Here is a 21,905-nt window from a genome sequence, read left to right on the forward strand (position 1 = left end):
GCCCCAGCCCCAGCCCCAGCCCCAGCCTGAGCCGCAGCCGCCCGTCGGCGACTACACCTTTCCGCCGGCGCAGCCCGCACCGGCCCCGGCCCCCGCGCCCGTACCGCAGCAGCACCAGCAGCCGCAGCAACACCAGCAGCCGCAGTACGACCCCGGTACCGGCGGCGCCCAGTGGTCCGCCGGGCCCCAGCCGGGCCCGCAGCCGCACGATCCCCGCTACCAGCCCGGCCCGGCCGGCGGCGGGGCACCCCTCGGCTACACCGCCGCCGTCGAACTGTCCTCCGACCGGCTCCTGCGCGGCAAGCAGAAGCCCAAGCCCCAGCGCTCCGGGTTCCGTTTCGGCGGCAAGGCCGCCGAGGCCGAGCGCCTGCGCAAGCTCGAGCTCATCCGCACCCCGGTCATGTCCTGCTACCGCATCGCCGTCATCAGCCTCAAGGGCGGCGTCGGCAAGACCACGACCACCACCGCCCTCGGCGCGACCCTCGCCACCGAGCGCCAGGACAAGATCCTGGCCATCGACGCGAACCCCGACGCCGGCACCCTCGGCCGCCGTGTCCGCCGCGAGACCGGGGCCACCATCCGGGACCTGGTCCAGGCGATCCCGTACCTGAACTCGTACATGGACATCCGGCGGTTCACCTCCCAGGCCCCCTCCGGCCTGGAGATCATCGCCAACGACGTCGACCCGGCCGTCTCGACGACGTTCAACGACGAGGACTACCGCCGGGTCATCGACACGCTGGGCCGCCAGTACCCGATCATCCTCACCGACTCGGGCACCGGCCTCCTCTACTCCGCCATGCGCGGCGTCCTGGACCTGGCCGATCAGCTGATCATCATCTCGACCCCGTCGGTGGACGGCGCCAGCAGCGCGAGCACGACGCTCGACTGGCTCTCCGCGCACGGGTACGCCGACCTGGTCTCCCGCTCGCTCACCGTCATCTCGGGGGTCCGCGAGACCAGCAAGATGATCAAGATCGAGGACATCGTGCAGCACTTCGAGACCCGCTGCCGCGGCGTCGTCGTCGTGCCGTTCGACGAGCACCTCGCGGCCGGTGCCGAGGTCGACCTCGACCTGATGCGGCCGAAGACCCGGGAGGCGTACTTCAACCTCTCCGCGCTCGTGGCCGAGGACTTCGTCCGTGCCGCCCAGCAAGCCCCCCAGGGCCACTGGGGAGCTCCTCAGCAGGCCCAGCAGCCTCAACCGCAACAGCCCCAGCCGCACCAGTCACCGCACCAGTCACCGCAGCAGCCGCAGCCGCAGCCGCAGCCGCAGGGCCAGCCGCAGGGCCAGCCGTACGGCCAGCCCCAAGGCCCGTCCCCGTACCAGCAGCCGCCGCCGCAGCCGTACGCCCAGCCGTACCCGCAGCCCGGCCAGCCCTGGCAGCCCCAGCAGCAGCCGCCTCAGCAGCCCCAGCACCCGCAGCAGCCCCCGCGCGACCCGCGCCTCGGCTGACGCCGGCGACGGCAGCAGGAAGGGCCCGTACCTCCCCGGGGAGGTACGGGCCCTTCTCGTGCGCGCCGGGGCAGCCGCCCGCGGCTCAGTGCTCCGCGTCGTACGCCTCGGTGAGCGTCCGCGCCCGCTTCACGTCGTCGGCGATGGCCTCGAGCAGGCCGTCCAGCGACTCGAACTTCGCCATGCCGCGCACGTACGCGAGGAAGTCCACGGTCACGTGCAGGCCGTAGAGGTCCAGGCCGATCCGGTCGATCGCGTACGCCTCCACGGTCCGCTCGGTGGCGTCGAACTGCAGGTTCGTGCCGACCGAGATCGCCGCCGGCATCCGCTCGCCGTTGGCCGTGAGCCAGCCCGCGTACACGCCGTCCGCCGGGATGGCGGTGTGCGGGGCGGTCTCGACGTTGGCCGTCGGGTAGCCGAGCTCGCGCCCGCGCTGGGCGCCGCGTACGACGACGCCCTCGACCCGGTGCGGCCGTCCGAGGATCTCGGCCGCACCCGCCATGTCTCCCTCAGCGACCAGCTTTCGAGCCAAGGTCGAGGAGAACGGCACGCCGCCGCCCGCCGCGCCGCGCTCGACGAGGTCCACGACGTCGACCTCGTAGTCGTACGTGCCGCCCAGCTCGCGGAGGAAGTCGACGTTTCCGGCGGCCCGGTGGCCGAAGCGGAAGTTCGGGCCCTCGATGACGGCCCGCGCGTGCAGCTTGTCGACGAGCACCTTGACGATGAAGTCGGCCGGGGAGAGCTGCGAGAACTCCGCTGTGAACGGCAGGATCAGCAGCGCGTCCACTCCCAGCCCGGCCATCAGTTCGGCACGGCGGTCGTACGGGGCCAGGATCGGCGGATGGCTGCCGGGGCGCACGACTTCGCTGGGGTGCGGATCGAAGGTGACGACGACGGACGGGACGCCGAGCGCGCGGGCCTTGGCCACGGCCCGCCCGATGATCAGCTGATGGCCCCGGTGCACACCGTCGTACGAGCCGATGGTGACGACGCTGCGTCCCCAGTCCTGGGGGATGTCCTCCAAGCCACGCCAGCGCTGCACTGTGACCGCTCCTCGCCCGAACCGTGTAGGCCCTGTCCTGGTTGCCGATTGCAGGTCTAAGACTGCCATGCCCGTGCCCGGGGCCCCGCATCGGCATCTGGCTGGGGGCGCTCTGTGTCATCTCGGCAGGGCGGGGCCCCGGCTCGCGGATGTAACGGTGGGGGCGGCTGCGGCCAAGTAAGGGGTAGAGGGGCCGGTACGGGTCCCGGACACCAGGGAGGGGGCCCGGTGGGCAGCACCGAGCAGGAGACCGTGCCGACGGGAATCGGACCGCCGGATCTGAGCACACCCGAAGGATTCGGGGCGTTCTACCAGGAGCACATAGAGGCGGTTCTGGGGTTCGTCACGCGCCGCGTCGCCGACCCGCATCTGGCGGCGGACCTGACGGCCGACATCTTCCTGGCGGCGTTGAAGGCCGCGCCGGGCTACCGGCCCGACCGAGGCGTCCCGGTCGCCTGGCTGTACGGCATCGCGCGGCATGTCCTGGCGGGTCATGCCCGCGGCCGTGCCCGCGAGCGCGGCGCACTGGAGCGGCTCAGCGGCCGTCGGCTGCTCGACGACGAGGACGTCGCCGCGCTGGAGGAGCGGATCGACGCCCAGCGGGCGTTCCGGGCGATGGCGGAGAGACATGCCGCCCTCTCCGAGCCGCTTCGAGCCGTCCTCGACCTCGTCGTCGTGGACGGGCTCAGCCCGGCCGAGGCCGCGCAGGCCCTCGGCGTCACCCAGGCCACCGTCCGGGTCCGCCTGCACCGCGCCCGGCGCCTTCTGCGGAACGCGTCCACACCTTCCGAACACGCCGTCCCTGTACACCTGTTGGAGGCAGCACGATGAACAGCAGGCCCACCCGGTTCGAGGAGCGTCTCAAGGAGGAGCTCCTGGCGATCGCCGCCGACCGGAGCAGGATCGAGGGGCAGACCGACTTCACCGTCCGCTCCCCCGCCCGCCGGTTCAGGATGCCGCTCGCCCTCGGTGTGGCAGCAGCGGCGGCCGCCGGCCTTCTGGTCGCCCTGCCGGTCGTCGGCGACGACGGGGGCAGCGCTCCCGCGTACGCCCTGACGAAGAGCAGCGACGGCACCATCACGGTCAAGCTGTTCAATCCCGGGGGACTGCCCGGCCTGGAGCGCGAGCTCCGCGCGCTGGGGGTCAGCTTCACGAGGATCCCCGTGAAGCCGGCGAACGAGTGCTCCGAATGGCCGCCCGGCGGTTTCGACGAGGCGAACGGGCTCCTCACGAGCGAGGGCGACGGACCTCGGTTGAAGATCAGCTCAACGACGCTCCCGGCGGGACACACCCTCGTCTTCACGATGCACGAGAAGGGCCCCTGGCGAGGTTCCTTCGGCTCACTGCGCACCTCGCTGGTGCCGTCCTGCATCCCCGACATCTTCAGCTGGGGCACCGACGAGCCCCTGGTGAACCCCACGCGAACCTACGCGCCCCCTGGCGGCCCCGGCGCGCCCGAGAGCCTGCCGAGCGAGGCGCTCGTCAAGCTGCGGGAGGCAGCGAAAGGACAGTCGGGGGCACAAGGCCGGCCTCGTGCCCCCGACTAACGGGCGCCGACAGGAGCCTGCGCGACGGAAAGCGCCCCCTTGTGCTCCCCCAGTCACCCCGCGCGCCTGCTCGGACGGGTGAATTCGGGGGCCCGGCTGGATAGACACCTATCCGAGGGGGGTCGTGGAGCGGTGAGCAGCAGGCGATGTGCGCTCACCGCTCCACGTCAAAGCGGATCAGACGAAGACGGCCAGCGACTTCGCCTTGCCGCCCTTGCTCTCCACGAGGCCGAGCAGCTGGCCCTCCGGCCCGTAGACCGCCACCGTCTTCCCGGCGGGGTAGGCGTCCGGCATCTCGATCCGCACGCCGTTGGTGAGCAGCGAGGCCCGCCGGGCGTCCAGGTCCCAGCGCGGGAAGGCGGCGGCCGCCGCCTCGCCGATCGGCATGACGGTCAGCTCCTCCTGGAGCTGGTCCAGGGTCCTCGCCCGGTCGATCTTGTACGGGCCCACCCGGGTGCGCCGCAGCGCGGTGAGGTGCCCGCCGACGCCGAGGTCGGCGCCCAGGTCACGGGCCAGGGCGCGGATGTACGTACCGCTGGAGCAGACCACGGAAACGACGAGGTCGACGACCTTGGTGCCGTCCTCGGCCTCTGCGTCCCGCATGTCGTACACCTGGAACGAGGAGATGGTCACCGGCCGGGCCGGGATCTCGAAGTCCTCGCCGTCCCGCGCGCGCTTGTAGGAGCGCACGCCCTTGATCTTGATGGCGCTGACCTTCGACGGGATCTGCATGATCTCGCCGGACAGCTTGGCGATGCCCTTGTCCACGGCCTCGCGGGTCACCGCGGAGGCGTCCGTCGAGGAGGTGATCTCACCCTCCGCGTCGTCCGTCAGGGTGTTCTGGCCGAGGCGGATCGTCCCGAGGTATTCCTTCTCGGTGAGCGCAAGGTGGCCGAGGAGCTTGGTGGCCTTCTCCACGCCCAGGACGAGGACGCCCGTCGCCATCGGGTCAAGCGTGCCGGCATGGCCGACGCGGCGGGTCCTGGCGATCCCGCGCATCTTGGCGACCACGTCGTGCGAAGTGAAGCCGGACGGCTTGTCGACGATGACAAGGCCGTCCGGAGTCTTCCCTGCGTTGCTGCTCATTCCGCGGCTGCGTCCTCGTCGTCGTCCTCGCCCGGCTTCTTGTACGGGTCGGCGTCGCCGGCGTACTGGGCGCCGGACGAGACCTCGCGTACCTGGGCGTCGGAGGAGCGTGCCTTGTCGAGGAGGTCCTCGATGGTCTTGGCGTTCTCCGGGAGGGCGTCCGCCACGAAGGTCAGGGTGGGCGTGAACTTGGTGCCCGCCGCCCGGCCGACCGCGGAGCGCAGCACGCCCTTGGCGCTCTCCAGGCCCGCTGCCGCGCTGGCCCGGTCCTCGTCGTCGCCGTAGACCGTGTAGAAGACCGTGGCCTCCCGCAGATCGCCGGTGACCCGGGTGTCCGTGATGGTCACGTGCGTACCGAGGCGGGGGTCCTTGACACCGCGCAGCAGCTTCTCGGCCACCACCTCCCGGATGAGGTCCGCCAGCTTCTTCGCCCGCGCATTGTCGGCCACTGGTCCGTCTCCTTCTTTGTCTTGCAATCAGTCTTCATCACCGTGCAGCCGCCGTCTCACCGACAGCAGCTCCACTTCCGGACGTGCCGCGACCAGCCGCTCACAGCGGTCCAGTACATCCGAGAGGAACCCCGCGTCCCCACTGACCAGCGCGACCCCGAGTCGGGCCCTGCGGTGCAGATCCTGGTCCCCCACCTCGGCCGCGCTGACCGAGAACTTGCGTTGGAGCTCGGCCACGATGGGCCGGACGACGGAGCGTTTTTCCTTCAGCGAGTGGACGTCGCCGAGGAGCAGATCGAAGGACAGAGTCCCCACGTACATTCAGTTCCGGATATCCCGCCGGTGCGGGTTCGGTGGCCTGCCGGCCGTCGCGCGGCAGGCTCACCAGAACCGTACACGCAACGGCCGGGGCCGATCGACGGATATTCCGCCGACCGGCCCCGGTGTTACGACACGGTACGAACCGCCTCGCGCTTACGCGCGGGGCTTCTCGCGCATCTCGTACGTCGCGATGACGTCGTCGATCTTGATGTCGTTGAAGGAACCGAGGTTGATACCACCCTCGAAGCCCTCGCGGATCTCGGTGACGTCGTCCTTGAAGCGGCGCAGACCGGAGATGGTGAGGTTCTCGGCGATGACCTTGCCATCGCGCAGGAGCCGCGCCTTGGTGTTGCGCTTGACCTCGCCGGAGCGGATGAGAACACCCGCGATGTTGCCCAGCTTGGACGAGCGGAAGATCTCGCGGACCTCCGCCGTACCGAGCTCGACCTCTTCGTACTCCGGCTTGAGCAGACCCTTGAGGGCCGCCTCGATCTCCTCGATGGCCTGGTAGATCACCGAGTAGTAGCGGACGTCGACACCCTCGCGGTCCGCCATCTGCGCGGCACGGCCGGCCGCACGGACGTTGTAACCGATGACGATGGCGTCGGAGCCCATCGCCAGCGCGATGTCGGACTCGGTGACCGCACCCACACCGCGGTGCAGGACGCGGATGTCGACCTCTTCGCCGACGTCGAGCTGGAGCAGCGAGGACTCGAGGGCCTCGACCGCACCGGACGCGTCGCCCTTGATGATGAGGTTGAGTTCCTGGACCAGACCGGCCTTGAGGACCGAGTCGAGGTCTTCCAGGGACACCCGGCGGACGCGCTTGGCGAAGTTGGCGTTGCGCTCACGCGCAGCACGCTTCTCGGCGATCTGACGGGCGGTGCGGTCCTCGTCGACGACGAGGAAGTTGTCGCCGGCGCCGGGGACGTTGGTGAGACCCAGGACCAGGACGGGGGTCGACGGACCCGCTTCCTCGACGTTGTTGCCCTTGTCGTCGAGCATGGCGCGCACTCGGCCGTAGGCGTCGCCCACGACCATCGTGTCGCCGACGCGGAGGGTACCGCGCTGGACGAGGACGGTGGCGACGGCACCGCGGCCGCGGTCGAGGTGGGACTCGATCGCAATACCCTGAGCGTCCTGCTCCGGGTTGGCGCGCAGGTCGAGCGAGGCGTCGGCGGTGAGGACGACGGCCTCGAGCAGGGAGTCGATGTGCAGACCCTGCTTGGCGGAGATGTCGACGAACATCGTGTCGCCGCCGTACTCCTCGGCGACCAGACCGAACTCGGTGAGCTGACCGCGCACCTTGACCGGGTCGGCACCCTCGACGTCGATCTTGTTGACCGCGACGACGATCGGGACGCCGGCGGCCTTGGCGTGGTTCAGCGCCTCGATCGTCTGCGGCATGACGCCGTCGTTGGCCGCGACCACGAGGATCGCGATGTCGGTCGACTTGGCACCACGGGCACGCATGGCGGTGAACGCCTCGTGACCGGGGGTGTCGATGAAGGTGATCTTGCGGTCTTCACCGTTGACGTTGGTACCCACCTGGTAGGCACCGATGTGCTGGGTGATGCCGCCGGCCTCGCCCGCAACGACGTTCGTCTTGCGGATGGCGTCGAGCAGTCGGGTCTTACCGTGGTCGACGTGACCCATGACGGTGACGACCGGCGGACGCGGCATGAGGTATTCCTCGCCGCCCTCGTCCTCGCCGAACTCGATGTCGAAGGTCTCGAGGAGCTCGCGGTCCTCCTCCTCCGGGCTGACGATCTGAACCTGGTAGTTCATCTCGCCCGCGAGGAGCTGGAGGGTCTCGTCGGAGACGGACTGCGTGGCAGTGACCATCTCGCCGAGGTTCATCATGACCGCGACCAGCGACGCCGGGTTGGCGTTGATCTTCTCCGCGAAGTCGGTGAGGGACGCACCGCGCGACAGGCGAACGGTCTCGCCGTTGCCGCGGGGCAGCATCACGCCGCCGACGGACGGGGCCTGCATGGCCTCGTACTCCTGGCGCCTCTGACGCTTCGACTTGCGACCGCGACGGGCGGGCCCGCCGGGACGGCCGAAGGCACCCTGCGTGCCACCACGGGCACCGGGACCGCCGGGACGGCCACCGAAGCCGGGACGACCGCCGCCACCGGCGCCGGCCGGGCCGCCGCCGAAGCCGCCGCCACCCGGACGCGGGCCACCGAAGCCGCCGCCGCCCGCGGGACGCGAGCCCGGACCGGCCGGACGGCCGGCGAAGCCGCCGCCACCGGGACGACCGGCGCCACCGGGACGCGGGCCACCGGCACCGGGACCACGGCCACCGGGGCCGCCACCGGGACGGGGACCGGGACCACCGGCAGCGGGACGCTGCGGCATCATGCCCGGGTTCGGACGGTTACCACCGGGAGCACCACCGGGACGCGGGGCGCCGCCCTGCGGACGGGGCATGCCGCCCGGGGTCGGACGGCCTGCACCGGGACCCTGCGGACGCGGAGCGCCACCGGGACCGCCCTGCGGGCGGGGAGCACCCTGGCCGCCACCGGCGCCGGGGGCACCGGGACGGGGAGCGCCGGCCGGACGGGGCGCCTGCGGGCGCGCCATGCCGGTGGAGCCACCAGAAGTGAACGGGTTGTTGCCCGGACGGGGACCGGCCGGACGGGCGCCCTGCGGACGCGGGGCCTGGCCACCGGGACCGGCGGGACGCTGTCCCTGGCCGCCGGGGGCGGAGCCGGCCGGACGCGGGGCGCCGGGACGGGCACCGGCCTGGCCACCCTGGGCCGCGGGACGCTGCTGCGCCGGACGCGGGCCGGGGGTCGCACCGGGACCGGCGGGACGCTCGGTGCGCGCCGGGGCGGCCGGGGCCGCCGGAGGCGCGGAGAACTCGGTCGCCACGGGAGCCGCCGGAGCGGGCTTCGGGGCGGCCGGAGCCTTGGGGCCGGGACGCGGGCCGGAAGCGGCCGGAGTCACCGGGGCGGACGCGCTGGGAGCCGGAGCCTCGGCAGCGGCCGGCTTGGGGGCCGGGGCGCCGGGCTTGGGGGCAGCGGGACGTGCAACAGCACCCGGGGTGGGAACCCCGGGCTTGGCGGGCGCAGCCTTGCGGGGCGCACCCGGCTTCGCAGCGGACTTGCCGGCGCTGCCGCCGGGCCCCTGCAGTGCGTCAGTCAACTTGCGTACAACCGGCGCCTCGATCGTCGAGGACGCCGAACGGACGAACTCACCGAGTTCCTGGAGCTTGGCCATGACGACCTTGCTCTCAACTCCGAACTCCTTGGCGAGTTCGTATACCCGGACCTTAGCCACTTCGCTCCTTTTAGGTCCGGGTTACGCCGGACCGTCGCTACTTCATGGGCGTACTCATCGCGTACTCATCGAGTGCTCATCGCAATCTCGACCTACTTCCAACTCGCGAGGTACCTGACCGCACGGGGTATCCGTGCCGTACTACTTCTTACGGTGTCGCCTCGGCCATGACGGCCACGGCTTTGCTCAGTCCGGTCGTGTCGAGTGCTCCCGGGGACCGAAGGGCCCGGGGGAACGCTCTGCGACGGACCGCCTTGTCCAGACAGACCACGGCAGGGTGCACATAGGCGCCCCGGCCGGGCAGCGTACCGCTTGGATCAGGGACGCATTCGTCCCCGACCGCCACGATGCGCAGCAGATCGCTCTTGGCCGCTCGCTCCCGGCACCCCACACAGGTGCGTTCGGGGCATGCGCGGGCTTGCGTCCGGCCAGACACGCCTAAGTCTACCTCCCCGCACCGACCTCACCCCTTCGGGCGAAAAATCGAACGGATGTTGTCGAGATCTGCTGTCTTGATCCTGTCTACCCGCCGGACAGCTCCGGCGGGTACCGGATTTATTCCCCGTCCCGGGCCCGGTCGGCGTCCGGGGACACCTCGGTGTCGGGGCGGATGTCGATGCGCCAGCCGGTGAGCCGCGCGGCGAGGCGGGCGTTCTGGCCCTCCTTGCCGATGGCCAGCGACAGCTGGTAGTCGGGCACGGTCACCCGGGCGGAGCGCGAGTCCCAGTCGACGACCTCGACCTTGCTCACCCGGGCGGGTGACAGCGCGTTCGCGACCATCTCCGCCGGGTCGTCCGACCAGTCGACGATGTCGATCTTCTCGCCGTGCAGTTCGGCCATGACATTGCGCACACGGGCGCCCATCGGGCCGATGCAGGCGCCCTTCGGGTTGAGGCCCGAGCGGGTGGACCGTACGGCGATCTTGGTGCGGTGGCCGGCCTCACGGGCGATCGCCGAGATCTCGACGCTGCCGTCCGCGATCTCCGGGACCTCCAGCGCGAAGAGCTTCTTCACCAGGTTGGGGTGGGTGCGCGACAGGGTCACGGACGGACCGCGGACACCCTTCGCCACCCGTACGACGTACGCCTTGATCCGCAGACCGTGCGTGTACTCCTCGCCGGGGACCTGCTCCTGCACCGGCAGGATGGCCTCGAGCTTGCCGATGTCCACGAGGACGTTCTTGGGGTCCTTGCCCTGCTGGACGACACCGGTGATGACGTCGCCCTCACGGCCGGCGAACTCGCCGAAGGTCAGGTCGTCCTCGGCGTCGCGCAGACGCTGCAGAATCACCTGCTTGGCGGTCGTCGCGGCGATCCGGCCGAAGTCCGACGGGGTGTCGTCGAACTCCTTGGCCTCCTGCCCCTCCTCCAGGTCCCGCGGGTCCTCCGTCGCCCATACGACGACGTGGCCGTTGGTCCGGTCCAGCTCCACGCGCGCGCGCCGGAAGCTGCCCTCGGTGCGGTGGTACGCGATGAGGAGGGCCGACTCGATCGCCTCGACGAGCAGGTCGAAGGAGATCTCCTTCTCCCGGACCAGACCCCGCAGGGCACTCATGTCGATGTCCACGGCTACGCCTCCTCTTCCTTCTTGTCCTTGCGGTTGAACTCGATCTCGACCCGCGCCTTGGCGATGTCGGTGAAAGCAATACGACGGGCGGTCGCCTTGCGGCCCTTCACGCCCGGAACCTCGAGGTCCATTCCCTCGTCGTCCACGTCGAGGATGCGGGCGATCAGTTCCTCGCCCTCCACCTGCTGGAACTTCACGAGGCGGCCGATCGCCCGTACGTAGTGACGGTGCTCGGTCAGCGGGCGGTCGGCGCCCGGCGAGCTCACTTCGAGGACGTACTCGTCCTCACCCATCACATCGGATTCGTCGAGCTTGTCGGAGACCTCGCGGCTCAGCTCGGCACACGCGTCCAGTTCCACGCCCTCGTCGGAGTCCACGATGATGCGCAGCATCCGGCGCTTGCCGGCCTTGGACATCTCGATGTCCTCGAGGTCCAGGCCCTTGGCGGCGACGAGCGGCTCCAGCAATCCGCGCAGCCTGTCGCTCTGGGTGGTGCTCATCCGGGTGACTCCTCGGCCGCGTGTGCTGTTGTGGTTTACGTCGCGTGTCAGGTCAAAGGGTATCCGGTCGCGGAGGGTGTTGCCGTCCTCCGTGGGGACAGGGCCCCGGGTACGGTGATCACACCCTGCCCCGTCACCACCTTCGAGGACGTCGCCGTGCCCTGGACTTCGCCTTTGCGGCTCTCCCGCAGGAGCCTGCTCGCCGGCGCCGCCGGTGTGGCCGGCACCGCGCTGCTCACCGGGTGTTCCGACGGAGACGGCTCGTCGGACACCGCCGCCGGGGTTTCACTCGAACGGCGGATGCGCGAGACGGCCGTTCGGGACAGCGCGCGGCTGCTGGAACGTTACGACGCCACCGCGGCCGCCCATCCGGCCCTGGCCGCGCGCCTCGCACCGCTGCGGGCGTCGGTCGCCGCGCACACCGGGGCACTGGACTCCGCGGGCTCCGCGAGCGGCAAGCCCTCGGGCGCCGCCTCGCCCTCCGGCTCTGCCGGCTCGTCCGCGCCGGCCGGCGCCCCCGTGCCGAGCCGCGAGCCCGTGCCGCCGAAGCCCGAGGAGGCCCTGACCGCCCTCGCGGACGCCGAGCGGAGCCTCGCCGAGGCCCGGACCATCGCCCTGGCCGGGGCGCCCGGGGAACTGGCCCGGCTGCTGGCCTCGGTGGCCGCGTGCGGCGCCGTACACGCCTACCTGCTGACCTCGCCCCAGGGAGACAAGCCGTGAAGACCGACCCCTCCCCCGCGAGCCGCGCCCTCGAGGCCGCGCAGTCGGCGCTCGCCGCCGAGCACGCGGCCGCGTACGGCTACGGGGTCATCGGCGCACGCGCCTCCTCCGCGCGCTCCGCCGAGGCCCGCGAGGCGCACGGCGGCCACCTGTCCCGGAGGGACGCACTCGCCCGGACGGTGCGCGAGATGGGCGGTTCGCCGCGGCCCGCGGAGGCGGCCTACACCCTGCCCTTCGAGGTGCGCACCCCGGCCGATGCCGAGCGGCTGGCCGCCGAGATCGAGGACCGCGTGGCGGGTGCGTACTCCGATCTGGTGCGGGCCGCGGACGGCCGGCTGCGCCGCGAGGCGGCCGACGCGCTGAGCGCCGCGGCCGTGCGCGCGGCACGCTGGCGTGGTGTCGGCGTAGCCTTCCCTGGGCTCACGGAACGTGGAGAACGAGCCCGGACCAGCTGAAAGGGATCACGCACGCATGGCTTTCGAACCGCCGCAGCGGCTTGTACGGGCGCTCGGCGAGACGCCGGATCCGGCGCAGAACGCGGACTGGCTGGGGCAGTTGCCCCAGCTCGCCGAGGAGGCGCTGGCCCGGCGTGGGGTGCGGGCCCAGCGGGTGCAGGCTCCGGGCGGCCGGAGCAGTCTGGTCGTCCTCGTCCACTACGCCGACGGGACTCCCGCCGCGGTGAAGCTGGCTCCCCCGTCCGCGCGGCCCGACCGGGAACTGGCCGCGCTGGCGCACTGGGGCGGGTTCGGCGCCGTACGGGTCCTCGACACCCGGCACCACGCGGAGGACGGGGCGCTGCTGCTGGAGCGGCTCCACCCCGAGGTGTCGCTACGGTCGCTGCCGGAGGCGAAGGCCCTGCTGGAGGCGAGCGGGACGCTGCGCAGGCTGTGGGTGGCCCCACCGGTTGGGCACCCGTTCGAGACGGTGGCCGAGCGCACCGCGCAGCAGGCGGAGGTGCTGCGCAAGACCCCTCCGGAGACCGAGGCGCTGGCGTCCGCCGCGCTCGCGGTCCGCGAGGAGCTGACGGCGTTGCCCGGCGAAGAGCTGCTGCTGCACGGGAACTTCCGGCAGGGCAAGGTATTGGCGGGCGAGCGGGCGCCGTGGCTGGCGGTCGGCCCGGACCCGCTGGTCGGGGACCGTGCGTACGACCTGGCCCGGCTGGTCCGGGACCGGCTGGAGGACCAGGTCGCGTCGTCGGCGGGGGCGTCGGGCGCCCGGCGCCGGGTGAACAAGCTGGCCGACTCCCTGGAGGTGGACCGGGACCGGCTGCGCGGCTGGACTCTGTTCCGCGCGGTGGAGTCCGGGAACCGGGCGCTGGCCGCGGGACGGCGCCGGGACGCGGAGCTGCTGCTGGAGTTCGCGGCCTGGTTGTAGGGCATACCGTAGATACGGGTAGGTGCCCCGCAGGAGGCCGTCATGGTCCAGGAACTGCTGACAGCGGGAATCGCAGCGGCCGTGGGAGTCGCGGCGTACGCGGGCGTGGCCGCGCGGGTGGTGCGGCAGTACGAGCGGGGCCTGGTCTTCCGCTTCGGCCGCCTGAGGGAGGGCGTCCGCGGGCCGGGCTTCACCATGATCCTTCCGTTCGTGGACCGCCTTCACAAGGTGAACATGCAGATCGTGACGCTGCCGGTGCCCGCGCAGGAGGGCATCACACGGGACAACGTCACCGTGCGGGTGGACGCGGTCGTCTACTTCAAGGTCGTGGACCCGGCGAACGCGATCGTCGAGGTGGAGGACTACCGCTTCGCGGTCTTGCAGATGGCGCAGACCTCGCTGCGTTCGATCATCGGCAAGTCGGACCTGGACGATCTGCTGTCCAACCGCGAGAAGCTGAACCAGGGCCTGGAGCTGATGATCGACAGCCCGGCGGTGGGGTGGGGCGTGCAGATCGACCGGGTCGAGATCAAGGACGTCTCGCTGCCGGAGACGATGAAGCGGTCGATGGCACGGCAGGCGGAGGCGGACCGCGAGCGGCGGGCGCGGGTCATCAACGCGGATGCGGAGCTTCAGGCTTCGAAGAAGCTGGCCGAGGCGGCGGCGGTGATGTCGGAGCAGCCGGCGGCGCTTCAGCTGCGGCTGCTGCAGACGGTGGTGGCGGTGGCTGCGGAGAAGAACTCCACGCTGGTCCTCCCGTTCCCGGTGGAACTCCTCCGCTTCCTGGAGCGCGCGGCCCCGCCGGCCCCCGGCGCCGCACCCCCCGGCCCGGCACTCACCACCGCGCCGCCCCCCGCCCCCGAGCTGAACGGCGACGCGGGCCCCGGACCGGCGCTGGACGCCGCGCGGGACACCGGCCCTGCGCTGAACGGCTCGCCGGACACCGGCCCCGCCTTGAACGGCTCTCCGGACCCCGGCCCGTCACTGACCGCCTCCGCGGGTCCCGGCTCCACGGTGGACGGCTCGCGCGGCCGAGTCCCGGGCGCCGTCACCCGGGACTCCGGCGCACCCGGCACGGACGAAGCGCAGGCCGGCTGACTGTCGGCGCAGCCCTCGGCGGGTGGCCGTCAGGCCGTCAGGCCGTCAGGCCGTCAGGCCGTCAGGCCGTCAGGCCGTCAGGCCGTCAGGCCGTCAGGCCGTCAGGCCGTCAGCTGTCGCGCGGTGCTGGAGTTCGACCACCTCGTCCGCCGAGCGGCGGCCCGCGACCAGGATCCACGGGACCCCGATCAGCTCCGCGTCCGTGAGCTTCACGCCCGGTGACAGGCCCGGCCGGTCGTCCAGCAGGACCCGCAGCCCGGACCCCGCCAAGGCCTCGGCCGCCCGCTCCGCCAGCGCCAGCGGAACCGCCTTGCCCGCCGCCACCACGTGGACGTCCGCCGGGGCCACCGCAGCCGGCCAGGCCAGCCCCCGCTCGTCGGCGGTCTGTTCGGCGAGCGCGGCCACCGCCCGCGAGACGCCGATCCCGTACGAGCCCATCGTGACCCGCACCGGCTTGCCCTCCCGGCCCAGCACGTCCAGCCCGAACGCGTCCGCGTACTTGCGGCCCAGCTGGAAGATGTGCCCGATCTCGATCGCGCGGTCCAGCCGGAGCCCGCTACCGCAGCGCGGGCAGGGGTCGCCGGGCTCGACGACGACCACGTCGAGGTACTGGTCCACCTCGAAGTCGCGCCCGCAGACCACGTTCCGGGCGTGCGTGTGCTCGCGGTTGGCCCCCGTCACCCACGAAGTGCCGGGCGCGACACGGGGGTCGGCCAGGTAGCGGACCTTGCCCAGGCCCTGCGGGCCCACGTAGCCGCGTACCAGGTCGGGGCGGTCGACGAAGTCCTCGGCCGTCACCAACTCCACCACCGCCGGGGCCAGATGCTCACCCAGCTTGCCGAGGTCGACCTCCCGGTCACCGGGAACGCCCACGGCGACGATCTCGCCGTCGACCTTCACCAGGAGGTTCTTCAGCGTCGCCGACGCCGGCACGCCCAGGTGCGCCGCGAGCGTCTCGATCGTCGGGGTGTCGGGGGTGTCCACCTCCTCGAGCGCGGGGTGCTCGGCGTCCACCGGGGTCAGCGCGAAGGTCACCGCCTCCGTGTTCGCCGCGTAGTCGCACGACGGGCAGTCCACGAACGTGTCCTCGCCCGCCGGCGCGGGCGCCAGGAACTCCTCCGACGCCGAGCCGCCCATCGCTCCCGACACCGCCGACACGATGCGGTGGTCCAGGCCGAGGCGCTCGAAGATCCGCTGGTACGCGGCCCGGTGCAGGGCGTAGGACTCCGCGAGGCCCTCGTCGCTCACGTCGAAGGAGTACGAGTCCTTCATCTGGAACTCGCGCCCGCGCAGCACGCCGGACCGCGGCCGGGCCTCGTCGCGGTACTTGGTCTGGATCTGGTAGAGCATGACCGGCAGGTCCTTGTAGGACGTGCACTGGTCCTTCACCACGAGGGTGAAGATCTCCTCGTGGGTGGGGCCGAGCAGGTAGTCCGCGCCCTTGCGGTCCTTGAGCCGGAAGAGCAGGTCCCCGTACTCCGACCAGCGCCCGCTGACCTCGTACGGCTCCTTCGGCAGCAGCGCCGGGAGCAGCACCTCCTGGGCCCCGATGGCGTCCATCTCCTCGCGGACGATGCGCGAGACGTTGTCGAGGACCTTCTTGCCGAGCGGCAGCCAGGTCCACACGCCCGCGGAGCTGCGGCGGACGTATCCGGCGCGGACGAGGAGCCGGTGGCTGAGGGTCTCCGCGTCGGCCGGGTCCTCGCGGAGGGTCTTGGCCATGAGGCGGGACATGCGCTGCACGTGTTGCGATGACATGACGGGAGGCTACCCGGGGCACCCGGCCCCCCGGAAACCCGTTTCAGGGGCGGCGCAGCGGCAGCGGGGCCCCCATCACGGCGTACGGGAGGCTAGCGCTCGGGAAGTGCACCTGTCGGGCCAGGTCCGTGTAGCCGAGGGCCCGGTAGAGCCCCCGGGCCGGGCTCTCGGTGTCGATGGCGGAGAGGATGGACCGGGGCTCCTCGGCGGCGTCGGTGAGCCGGGTGATGAGGGTGCGGCCGACGCCGTGGCCCTGGAAGCCGGGGTGGACGTGCAGCTCGGTGATGACGAAGGCACCGTCGAGCCAGCCGTCGTGCCCCTCGGCCCGCAGGTACGGCTCTACGACCGAGGACCACCAGTAGGCCCGGTCGTTCGGCATCCCGTACACGAACCCGGCGAGGGCGCCGTCCTCGGTGAACGCGCCGAGGGCGCGGGCTCCGCGGCAGGTCATGTGGCGCTGCACGATGTAGCGCCGGATGCCGACCTCCTCCTCGCTGAGCCCGAAGGCCACGGCCTGCACGCGCAGCGCCTCGTCCACGCGGTCGGCGAGGTCGAGGGGACCGATGCGGAGTCCGGCGGGCCGGTCGGGGTCGTCGCCCCCGGGGGTAGGCAGCATGCGGCCGACCTTACTGGGCACTCCCCGCCCTCGTCCGTACGGCCCCCAACCCCTGCCCACAAACCGGCCCCGGCGGCGTGTGAGGCGCAAGGCGGCGCGGAGCCCACCCTCGGCCCCGCGGGGCCGACCCGCCCACCCGCCCACCGGCCCGCGGGCCGAGCCGCGCGAGCGGCGCGTTCAGAAGAGCACGCTCATGAACGTGCCCACCTCGCGGAAGCCGACGCGCCGGTAGGCGGCACGTGCCGCGGTGTTGAAGTCGTTGACGTACAGGCTGACCACGGGCGCGACATCGCGCAGCGCGAACTCGACGACGGCCGCCATCCCGGTCTCGGAATGCCCTCGGCCGCGGAACTCGGGGTCCACCCACACGCCCTGGATCTGGCAGGCCCTGGCGGTCGCGGCGCCGATCTCCGCCTTGAAGACGACCTTGCCGTCCTCGATGCGGGCGAAGGATCGGCCGGTGCCGACCAGCTCGGCGACCCGGGCCTGGTAGAGCAGCCCGCCGTCGCCCGCCAGCGGCGAGACGCCGACCTCCTCGGTGAACATGGCCACGCAGGCGGGCATGATCAGGTCCATCTCTTCCTTGCGGATGCGCCGCACCAGCGGGTCGGGACGCACGTCCGCGGACGCCTGCTCGGTGACCATGAGCGGCTGATGGGAGCGGATGTCGCGGGCGGGTCCCCAGCTGGGCTCCAGGAGCCGCCACAGCAGCCGGGTGGCCTCGGCGGGGCCGACGATGGAGGAGCAGCGGCGGCCGGTGCGGCGGGCCCGGTCGGCGAAGGCGCGGACGGCGTCGGAGTCGGCGCAGACGGGGACGAGGTTGGCGCCCGCGTAGCAGAGGGAGCGCAGCTCCCCGTCGGCGTAGTAGCCCCACATCTCGCCGCCCAGGCGCCAGGGGTCGAGGCCGGCGACCTGGACCCGGGAGGTGACGAAGGCGTTCTCGACCGGCTCGCGTCCGAGGACTTCGAGGGCGGCGTCGAGATCACTGGGCTCAAGGACCCGGGTGGTGGTCTGGGTCAACACTGGGGCCTCACCATACAAGTCTGCTGATCTCCGCACTGTACCCGCCGCCACCGGAGGATGCCCGGTCCCACGGGTCACGAAAGAGCCCCGGCCCCGCCCGCGAGCTGCGGGAACGGGGCCGGGGCCGGTGCGTGCGGGGCGCCGCCGGGGCGCCCGGGATGCTCAGACGCCGATGGCGACGGTGGGCTCGCCGGACATCACGCCGTCCTTCTCCATCTGCTCGGCGATCTTCATCGCCTCTTCGATGAGGGTCTCCACGATCTTCGACTCGGGGACGGTCTTGATGACCTCGCCCTTCACGAAGATCTGGCCCTTGCCGTTGCCGGAGGCGACACCGAGGTCGGCCTCGCGGGCCTCGCCCGGGCCGTTGACGACGCAGCCCATGACGGCGACGCGCAGCGGGACCTCCATACCGGTGAGGCCCGCCGTGACCTCCTCGGCCAGCTTGTAGACGTCCACCTGGGCGCGGCCGCAGGACGGGCAGGAGACGATCTCCAGGCGGCGCGGCTTGAGGTTCAGCGACTCCAGGATCTGGATGCCGACCTTGACCTCCTCGACCGGCGGGGCCGAGAGGGAGACGCGGATGGTGTCGCCGATGCCCTCGGAGAGCAGCGCACCGAAGGCGACGGCGGACTTGATGGTGCCCTGGAAGGCGGGGCCGGCCTCGGTGACGCCGAGGTGCAGCGGGTACGTGCACTGGGCGGCGAGCTGGCGGTAGGCGTTGACCATGACGACCGGGTCGTTGTGCTTGACCGAGATCTTGATGTCGCTGAAGCCGTGCTCCTCGAAGAGGGAGGCCTCCCAGAGCGCGGACTCGACCAGCGCCTCGGGGGTGGCCTTGCCGTACTTCTTGAGCAGCCGGGCGTCGAGGGAACCGGCGTTGACGCCGATGCGGATCGGAGTGCGCGCGTCGTTGGCGGCCTTCGCGATCTCCTTGACCTTGTCGTCGAACTGCTTGATGTTGCCCGGGTTCACGCGGACGGCGGCGCAGCCGGCGTCGATCGCGGCGAAGACGTACTTGGGCTGGAAGTGGATGTCGGCGATGACCGGGATCTGCGACTTCTTCGCGATGACGGCGAGGGCGTCGGCGTCGTCCTGGGTCGGGCAGGCCACGCGGACGATCTCGCAGCCGGAGGCGGTCAGCTCGGCGATCTGCTGGAGCGTGGCGCCGATGTCGGAGGTACGGGTGGTGGTCATCGACTGCACCGAAACGGGTGCGTCGCCACCGACGGCCACCGAACCGACCTGGATCTTGCGGCTGACCCTGCGGTCGGCAAGCTTCGTCGGCACGGCCGGCATTCCGAGAGAGATGGCAGTCATCTGCTGTGCAACCCCAAGGTGTGGATCAAGGTCCCGAGATCGGCGGGCTCCAGGCTTCGAGATTACGCCAACCACGGGGCGGCCCCTGCATCCGAGGGCCCGGAACACCCGAACGTAGGGAGCCGGGCACGAAGCGTGCCCGGCTCTCCGTACGGCTGACGCACATGCGGACGTACTAGGTGATCTTGATCGGGTTCACTACGTCGGCCACGAGCACGAGCAGCGTGAAGCAGACGAACACGCCGGCCACCACGTACGCGGCGGGCATCAGCTTCGCCACGTCGAACGGGCCGGGGTCGGGGCGCCGGAAGACCCGGGCCACGGTCCGCCGGACCGACTCCCACAGGGCGCCCGCGATGTGCCCGCCGTCGAGCGGGAGCAGGGGGAGCATGTTGAACAGGAACAGCGAGAGGTTGAAGAACCCGACGAGCTGGAGGAAGAACACCAGCCGCTGCTCGGCCGGGATGTCCAGGGTGGCGATCTCGCCGCTGATCCGGGCCGCGCCGACGATGCCCATCGGGGAGTCGGGCTCGCGCTCGGCTCCGCTGAACGCCGCGTCCCACAGGGCCGGGATCTTGGCGGGCAGCTTGAGCAGCCCCTGGACGCTGTTGTCGACGACCTCGCCCATGTGGTCCACGGACTGGCCGAAGGACAGCGGGGCGATCTCGCTCTTCGGGCTGAAGCCGAGCCAGCCGGCCGTCACGTACTCGCCCTTGACGTACCCGCCGTGGCCGTCCGTCTTGGCGACCTTGTTCTCGATGAGACTGACCGGGAGGGACTGCTGCTTCCCGTCCCGGACGACCGTGACGGTGGCGGGGCCGACGGTGTCGCGGATCTTCTTCTGCAGGGCGGCCCAGTCGGCCACCTTGTGGCCGTTGAACGCCACGATCCGGTCCCCGGCGAGCAGGCCGGCGGCCTTGGCAGGGGCGACCGGGTCGCCGGCCTTGCAGATCTCGCGCTTCTCGCTCTGCTGGATGACGCACGGCGAGACGCTCGCGACCTGCGTGGTCGTCTGGTTGATCCCGAAGCTCATCCAGACGCCGAAGAAGATCGCCAGCGCCAGCACCAGGTTCATGAACGGGCCCGCGAACATCACGATCACGCGCTTCCACGGCCTGCGCGTGTAGAACAGCCGCGTCTCGTCGCCGGGCCGGAGCTCCTCGTACGCCGCCGACCGCGCGTCCTCGATCATCGAGCGGAACGGCGAGGTCGACCGGGCGGTCACCTTGCCGTCCTCGCCGGGCGGGAACATCCCGATCATGCGGATGTAGCCGCCCATCGGGATGGCCTTGATCCCGTACTCGGTCTCGCCCTTGTGGCGCGACCAGATGGTCGGGCCGAAGCCGACCATGTACTGCGGCACGCGGATGCCGAAGAGCTTGGCCGTCGAGAGGTGGCCGAGCTCGTGCCAGGCGATGGAGACGAGCAGCCCGAATACGAAGATGAGTATTCCGAGCACCGTCATGAGTGCTGTCATGCGCGCGCCTCCACGGCGGCCCGGGCCGCCATCTCCTGTGCCCGGGCCCTGGCCCAGGTCTCCGCTTCGAGGACGTCTGCGACGGTGAGAGAAGTTCCCGCGTCCGGCGTCCCGTGCTCATCGACCACGGCAGAGACCGTATCCATGATTGCTGTGAACGGCAGCCGACCGGCCAGGAACGCCTCGACGCACTCCTCGTTCGCCGCATTGAACACCGCGGGGGCGGTGGAGCCCAGGGTGCCCACGTGCCGGGCCAGTCCCACCGACGGGAAGGCCTCGGTGTCCAGCGGGAAGAACTCCCAGGTCGACGCCTTGGTCCAGTCGAAGGCGGGAGCCGCGTCCGGGACGCGCCCGGGCCAGCCGAGGCCGATCGCGATCGGGCCGCGCATGTCCGGCGGGGTGGCCTGGGCGAGCGTGGAGCCGTCGGAGAACTCCACCATCGAGTGGACGTACGACTGCGGATGGACCACGACCTCGATGCGGTCGAAGGGGATGTCGTAGAGCAGGTGCGCCTCGATGACCTCCAGCCCCTTGTTGACCAGGGTCGCCGAGTTGATGGTGATCACCGGGCCCATGGCCCAGGTGGGGTGCGCGAGGGCGTCCTTGACGGTGACGCCCGCCAGCTCGGCGCGGGTGCGGCCACGGAAGGGCCCGCCGGAGGCGGTGACCACGAGCTTGCGGACATCGGCCCGGGTGCCGGCGGCGAGGGCCTGGAACAGAGCCGCGTGCTCGGAGTCGACCGGGATGATCTGGCCGGGCTTCGCGAGGGCCTTGACCAGCGGGCCGCCGACGATCAGCGACTCCTTGTTGGCCAGGGCCAGGGTGCGGCCCGCCCGCAGCGCGGCGAGGGTCGGCGCGAGACCGATGGAACCGGTGATGCCGTTGAGGACGGTGTGGCACTCGGAGGCGGCGAGCTCGGTTGCCGCGTCGGGCCCGGCCAGGATCTCGGGCAGCGGCTCCGAGGCGCCGTACTGGGCGTCCAGCGCCTCCTTCAGGGCCGGTACGGCGTCCTCGCGGGCGACGGCCACGGTGTTCACCCGCAGCTGCCGGGCCTGCTCGGCCAGCAGCCCGACGCGCCCGCCGGCGGCGGACAGCGCGGTCACCCGGAACCGGTCGGGATTGCGCAGGGCGAGGTCGATGGCCTGGGTCCCGATGGACCCGGTGGACCCGAGGATGACGATGTCCCGCCGGCCGGCCGCGGGGTCGAAGAGGAGGTGCGGATCGGCGAGGGGGGCTGGGCGGTCGCTCATGCCCCCATTGTTGC

Annotated in this window: 21 protein-coding genes; 7 read left to right on the top strand and 14 right to left on the bottom strand. The window is 71.7% G+C overall.

Translation table 11 applies throughout. From position 1 onward, the window contains the following. On the top strand, window positions 1-1,456 hold a 1,456-nt coding region (locus IF09_RS0122115), incomplete at its 5' end, for a MinD/ParA family ATP-binding protein (protein WP_030298313.1). Window positions 1,457-1,541: 85 nt separating this feature from the next. On the opposite strand, the gene IF09_RS0122120 is transcribed toward IF09_RS0122115, so the two are convergent. After that, window positions 1,542-2,498 (bottom strand): bifunctional riboflavin kinase/FAD synthetase, encoded by a 957-nt coding sequence (locus IF09_RS0122120; RefSeq protein ID WP_030298314.1) that lies wholly within the window; start codon window positions 2,496-2,498, stop codon window positions 1,542-1,544. A gap of 228 nt (window positions 2,499-2,726) precedes the next feature. On the opposite strand from IF09_RS0122120, the gene IF09_RS0122125 reads away from it, so the two are divergent. Together IF09_RS0122125 and IF09_RS41850 are read left to right on the top strand one after the other, a co-directional pair. Further along, the gene (locus IF09_RS0122125) at window positions 2,727-3,329 is read left to right on the top strand and encodes an RNA polymerase sigma factor (RefSeq protein ID WP_234321109.1); all 603 of its coding nucleotides are present in this window, start codon (window positions 2,727-2,729) and stop codon (window positions 3,327-3,329) included. Next, window positions 3,326-4,045 carry a hypothetical protein gene (locus tag IF09_RS41850; protein ID WP_051832737.1) on the top strand — a complete coding sequence of 240 codons (720 nt, stop codon included), beginning with the start codon at window positions 3,326-3,328 and terminating at the stop codon, window positions 4,043-4,045. Before IF09_RS0122125 ends, IF09_RS41850 begins: the two co-directional genes overlap by 4 nt. Window positions 4,046-4,222: 177 nt before the next feature. Here the strand turns inward: IF09_RS41850 and truB are convergent, their stop codons facing one another. From truB to rimP, 7 genes are all read right to left on the bottom strand, one after another. Continuing rightward, the gene (truB, locus tag IF09_RS0122135; protein ID WP_030298317.1) at window positions 4,223-5,131 is read right to left on the bottom strand and encodes a tRNA pseudouridine(55) synthase TruB; all 909 of its coding nucleotides are present in this window, start codon (window positions 5,129-5,131) and stop codon (window positions 4,223-4,225) included. After that, window positions 5,128-5,580 carry a 30S ribosome-binding factor RbfA gene (rbfA, locus tag IF09_RS0122140; protein WP_030298318.1) on the bottom strand — a complete coding sequence of 151 codons (453 nt, stop codon included), beginning with the start codon at window positions 5,578-5,580 and terminating at the stop codon, window positions 5,128-5,130. Before rbfA ends, truB begins: the two co-directional genes overlap by 4 nt. 27 nt (window positions 5,581-5,607) lie before the next feature. Next, window positions 5,608-5,901 (bottom strand): DUF503 domain-containing protein, encoded by a 294-nt coding sequence (locus IF09_RS0122145; RefSeq protein WP_030011580.1) that lies wholly within the window; start codon window positions 5,899-5,901, stop codon window positions 5,608-5,610. A 153-nt stretch (window positions 5,902-6,054) separates the two neighbouring features. After that, window positions 6,055-9,189, bottom strand: coding sequence for a translation initiation factor IF-2 (gene infB, locus IF09_RS43195; protein ID WP_078613381.1), 3,135 nt, complete (start codon window positions 9,187-9,189; stop codon window positions 6,055-6,057). 148 nt (window positions 9,190-9,337) lie between these two features. Further along, on the bottom strand, window positions 9,338-9,625 hold the full coding sequence (locus tag IF09_RS43200; protein ID WP_078613382.1) for a YlxR family protein: 288 nt from the start codon (window positions 9,623-9,625) through the stop codon (window positions 9,338-9,340). A gap of 119 nt (window positions 9,626-9,744) precedes the next feature. After that, window positions 9,745-10,755 (bottom strand): transcription termination factor NusA, encoded by a 1,011-nt coding sequence (gene nusA, locus IF09_RS0122155; RefSeq protein WP_030298321.1) that lies wholly within the window; start codon window positions 10,753-10,755, stop codon window positions 9,745-9,747. A gap of 2 nt (window positions 10,756-10,757) precedes the next feature. Continuing rightward, entirely contained in the window at window positions 10,758-11,255 is a 498-nt protein-coding gene (rimP, locus tag IF09_RS0122160; protein ID WP_030298322.1) for a ribosome maturation factor RimP, read from the bottom strand. 114 nt (window positions 11,256-11,369) lie between these two features. On the opposite strand from rimP, the gene IF09_RS0122165 reads away from it, so the two are divergent. From IF09_RS0122165 to IF09_RS0122180, 4 genes are read left to right on the top strand one after another with little or no spacing between them, the layout of a single operon-like run. Then, a complete protein-coding gene (locus tag IF09_RS0122165) occupies window positions 11,370-11,975 on the top strand; it encodes a hypothetical protein (RefSeq protein WP_234321110.1) in 606 nt (201 codons plus the stop codon). Continuing rightward, on the top strand, window positions 11,972-12,430 hold the full coding sequence (locus IF09_RS0122170; RefSeq protein WP_030298324.1) for a ferritin-like domain-containing protein: 459 nt from the start codon (window positions 11,972-11,974) through the stop codon (window positions 12,428-12,430). The genes IF09_RS0122165 and IF09_RS0122170 overlap by 4 nt, the downstream gene beginning before the upstream one ends. Window positions 12,431-12,446: 16 nt before the next feature. Continuing rightward, window positions 12,447-13,349 carry an aminoglycoside phosphotransferase family protein gene (locus IF09_RS0122175; RefSeq protein ID WP_030298326.1) on the top strand — a complete coding sequence of 301 codons (903 nt, stop codon included), beginning with the start codon at window positions 12,447-12,449 and terminating at the stop codon, window positions 13,347-13,349. Window positions 13,350-13,391: 42 nt separating this feature from the next. Further along, entirely contained in the window at window positions 13,392-14,447 is a 1,056-nt protein-coding gene (locus IF09_RS0122180; protein WP_078613384.1) for a slipin family protein, read from the top strand. 93 nt (window positions 14,448-14,540) lie between these two features. Here the strand turns inward: IF09_RS0122180 and IF09_RS0122185 are convergent, their stop codons facing one another. The 6 genes from IF09_RS0122185 to dxr form a co-directional block, all read right to left on the bottom strand. Then, window positions 14,541-16,205: a proline--tRNA ligase gene (locus IF09_RS0122185; protein ID WP_030298330.1), complete on the bottom strand. Its 1,665-nt coding sequence runs from the start codon at window positions 16,203-16,205 to the stop codon at window positions 14,541-14,543. A 43-nt stretch (window positions 16,206-16,248) separates the two neighbouring features. Beyond that, window positions 16,249-16,821 carry a GNAT family N-acetyltransferase gene (locus tag IF09_RS0122190; protein WP_030298335.1) on the bottom strand — a complete coding sequence of 191 codons (573 nt, stop codon included), beginning with the start codon at window positions 16,819-16,821 and terminating at the stop codon, window positions 16,249-16,251. A gap of 177 nt (window positions 16,822-16,998) precedes the next feature. Next, complete coding sequence (locus IF09_RS0122195) at window positions 16,999-17,841, bottom strand: DUF4081 domain-containing GNAT family N-acetyltransferase (protein ID WP_030298337.1); 843 nt, start codon at window positions 17,839-17,841, stop codon at window positions 16,999-17,001. A 165-nt stretch (window positions 17,842-18,006) separates the two neighbouring features. After that, window positions 18,007-19,164, bottom strand: a complete 1,158-nt coding sequence (ispG, locus tag IF09_RS0122200) for a flavodoxin-dependent (E)-4-hydroxy-3-methylbut-2-enyl-diphosphate synthase (protein ID WP_030298338.1) — start codon at window positions 19,162-19,164, stop codon at window positions 18,007-18,009. A 175-nt stretch (window positions 19,165-19,339) separates the two neighbouring features. Further along, window positions 19,340-20,641, bottom strand: a complete 1,302-nt coding sequence (locus IF09_RS0122205) for a M50 family metallopeptidase (RefSeq protein ID WP_030298340.1) — start codon at window positions 20,639-20,641, stop codon at window positions 19,340-19,342. Next, window positions 20,638-21,891, bottom strand: a complete 1,254-nt coding sequence (gene dxr, locus IF09_RS0122210; RefSeq protein WP_030298342.1) for a 1-deoxy-D-xylulose-5-phosphate reductoisomerase — start codon at window positions 21,889-21,891, stop codon at window positions 20,638-20,640. The genes IF09_RS0122205 and dxr overlap by 4 nt, the downstream gene beginning before the upstream one ends. Window positions 21,892-21,905 lie beyond the last annotated feature (14 nt).

The sequence above is a fragment of the Streptomyces katrae genome (assembly GCF_000717655.1).
GTDB classification, from domain to species: Bacteria; Actinomycetota; Actinomycetes; order Streptomycetales; family Streptomycetaceae; genus Streptomyces; species Streptomyces katrae_B.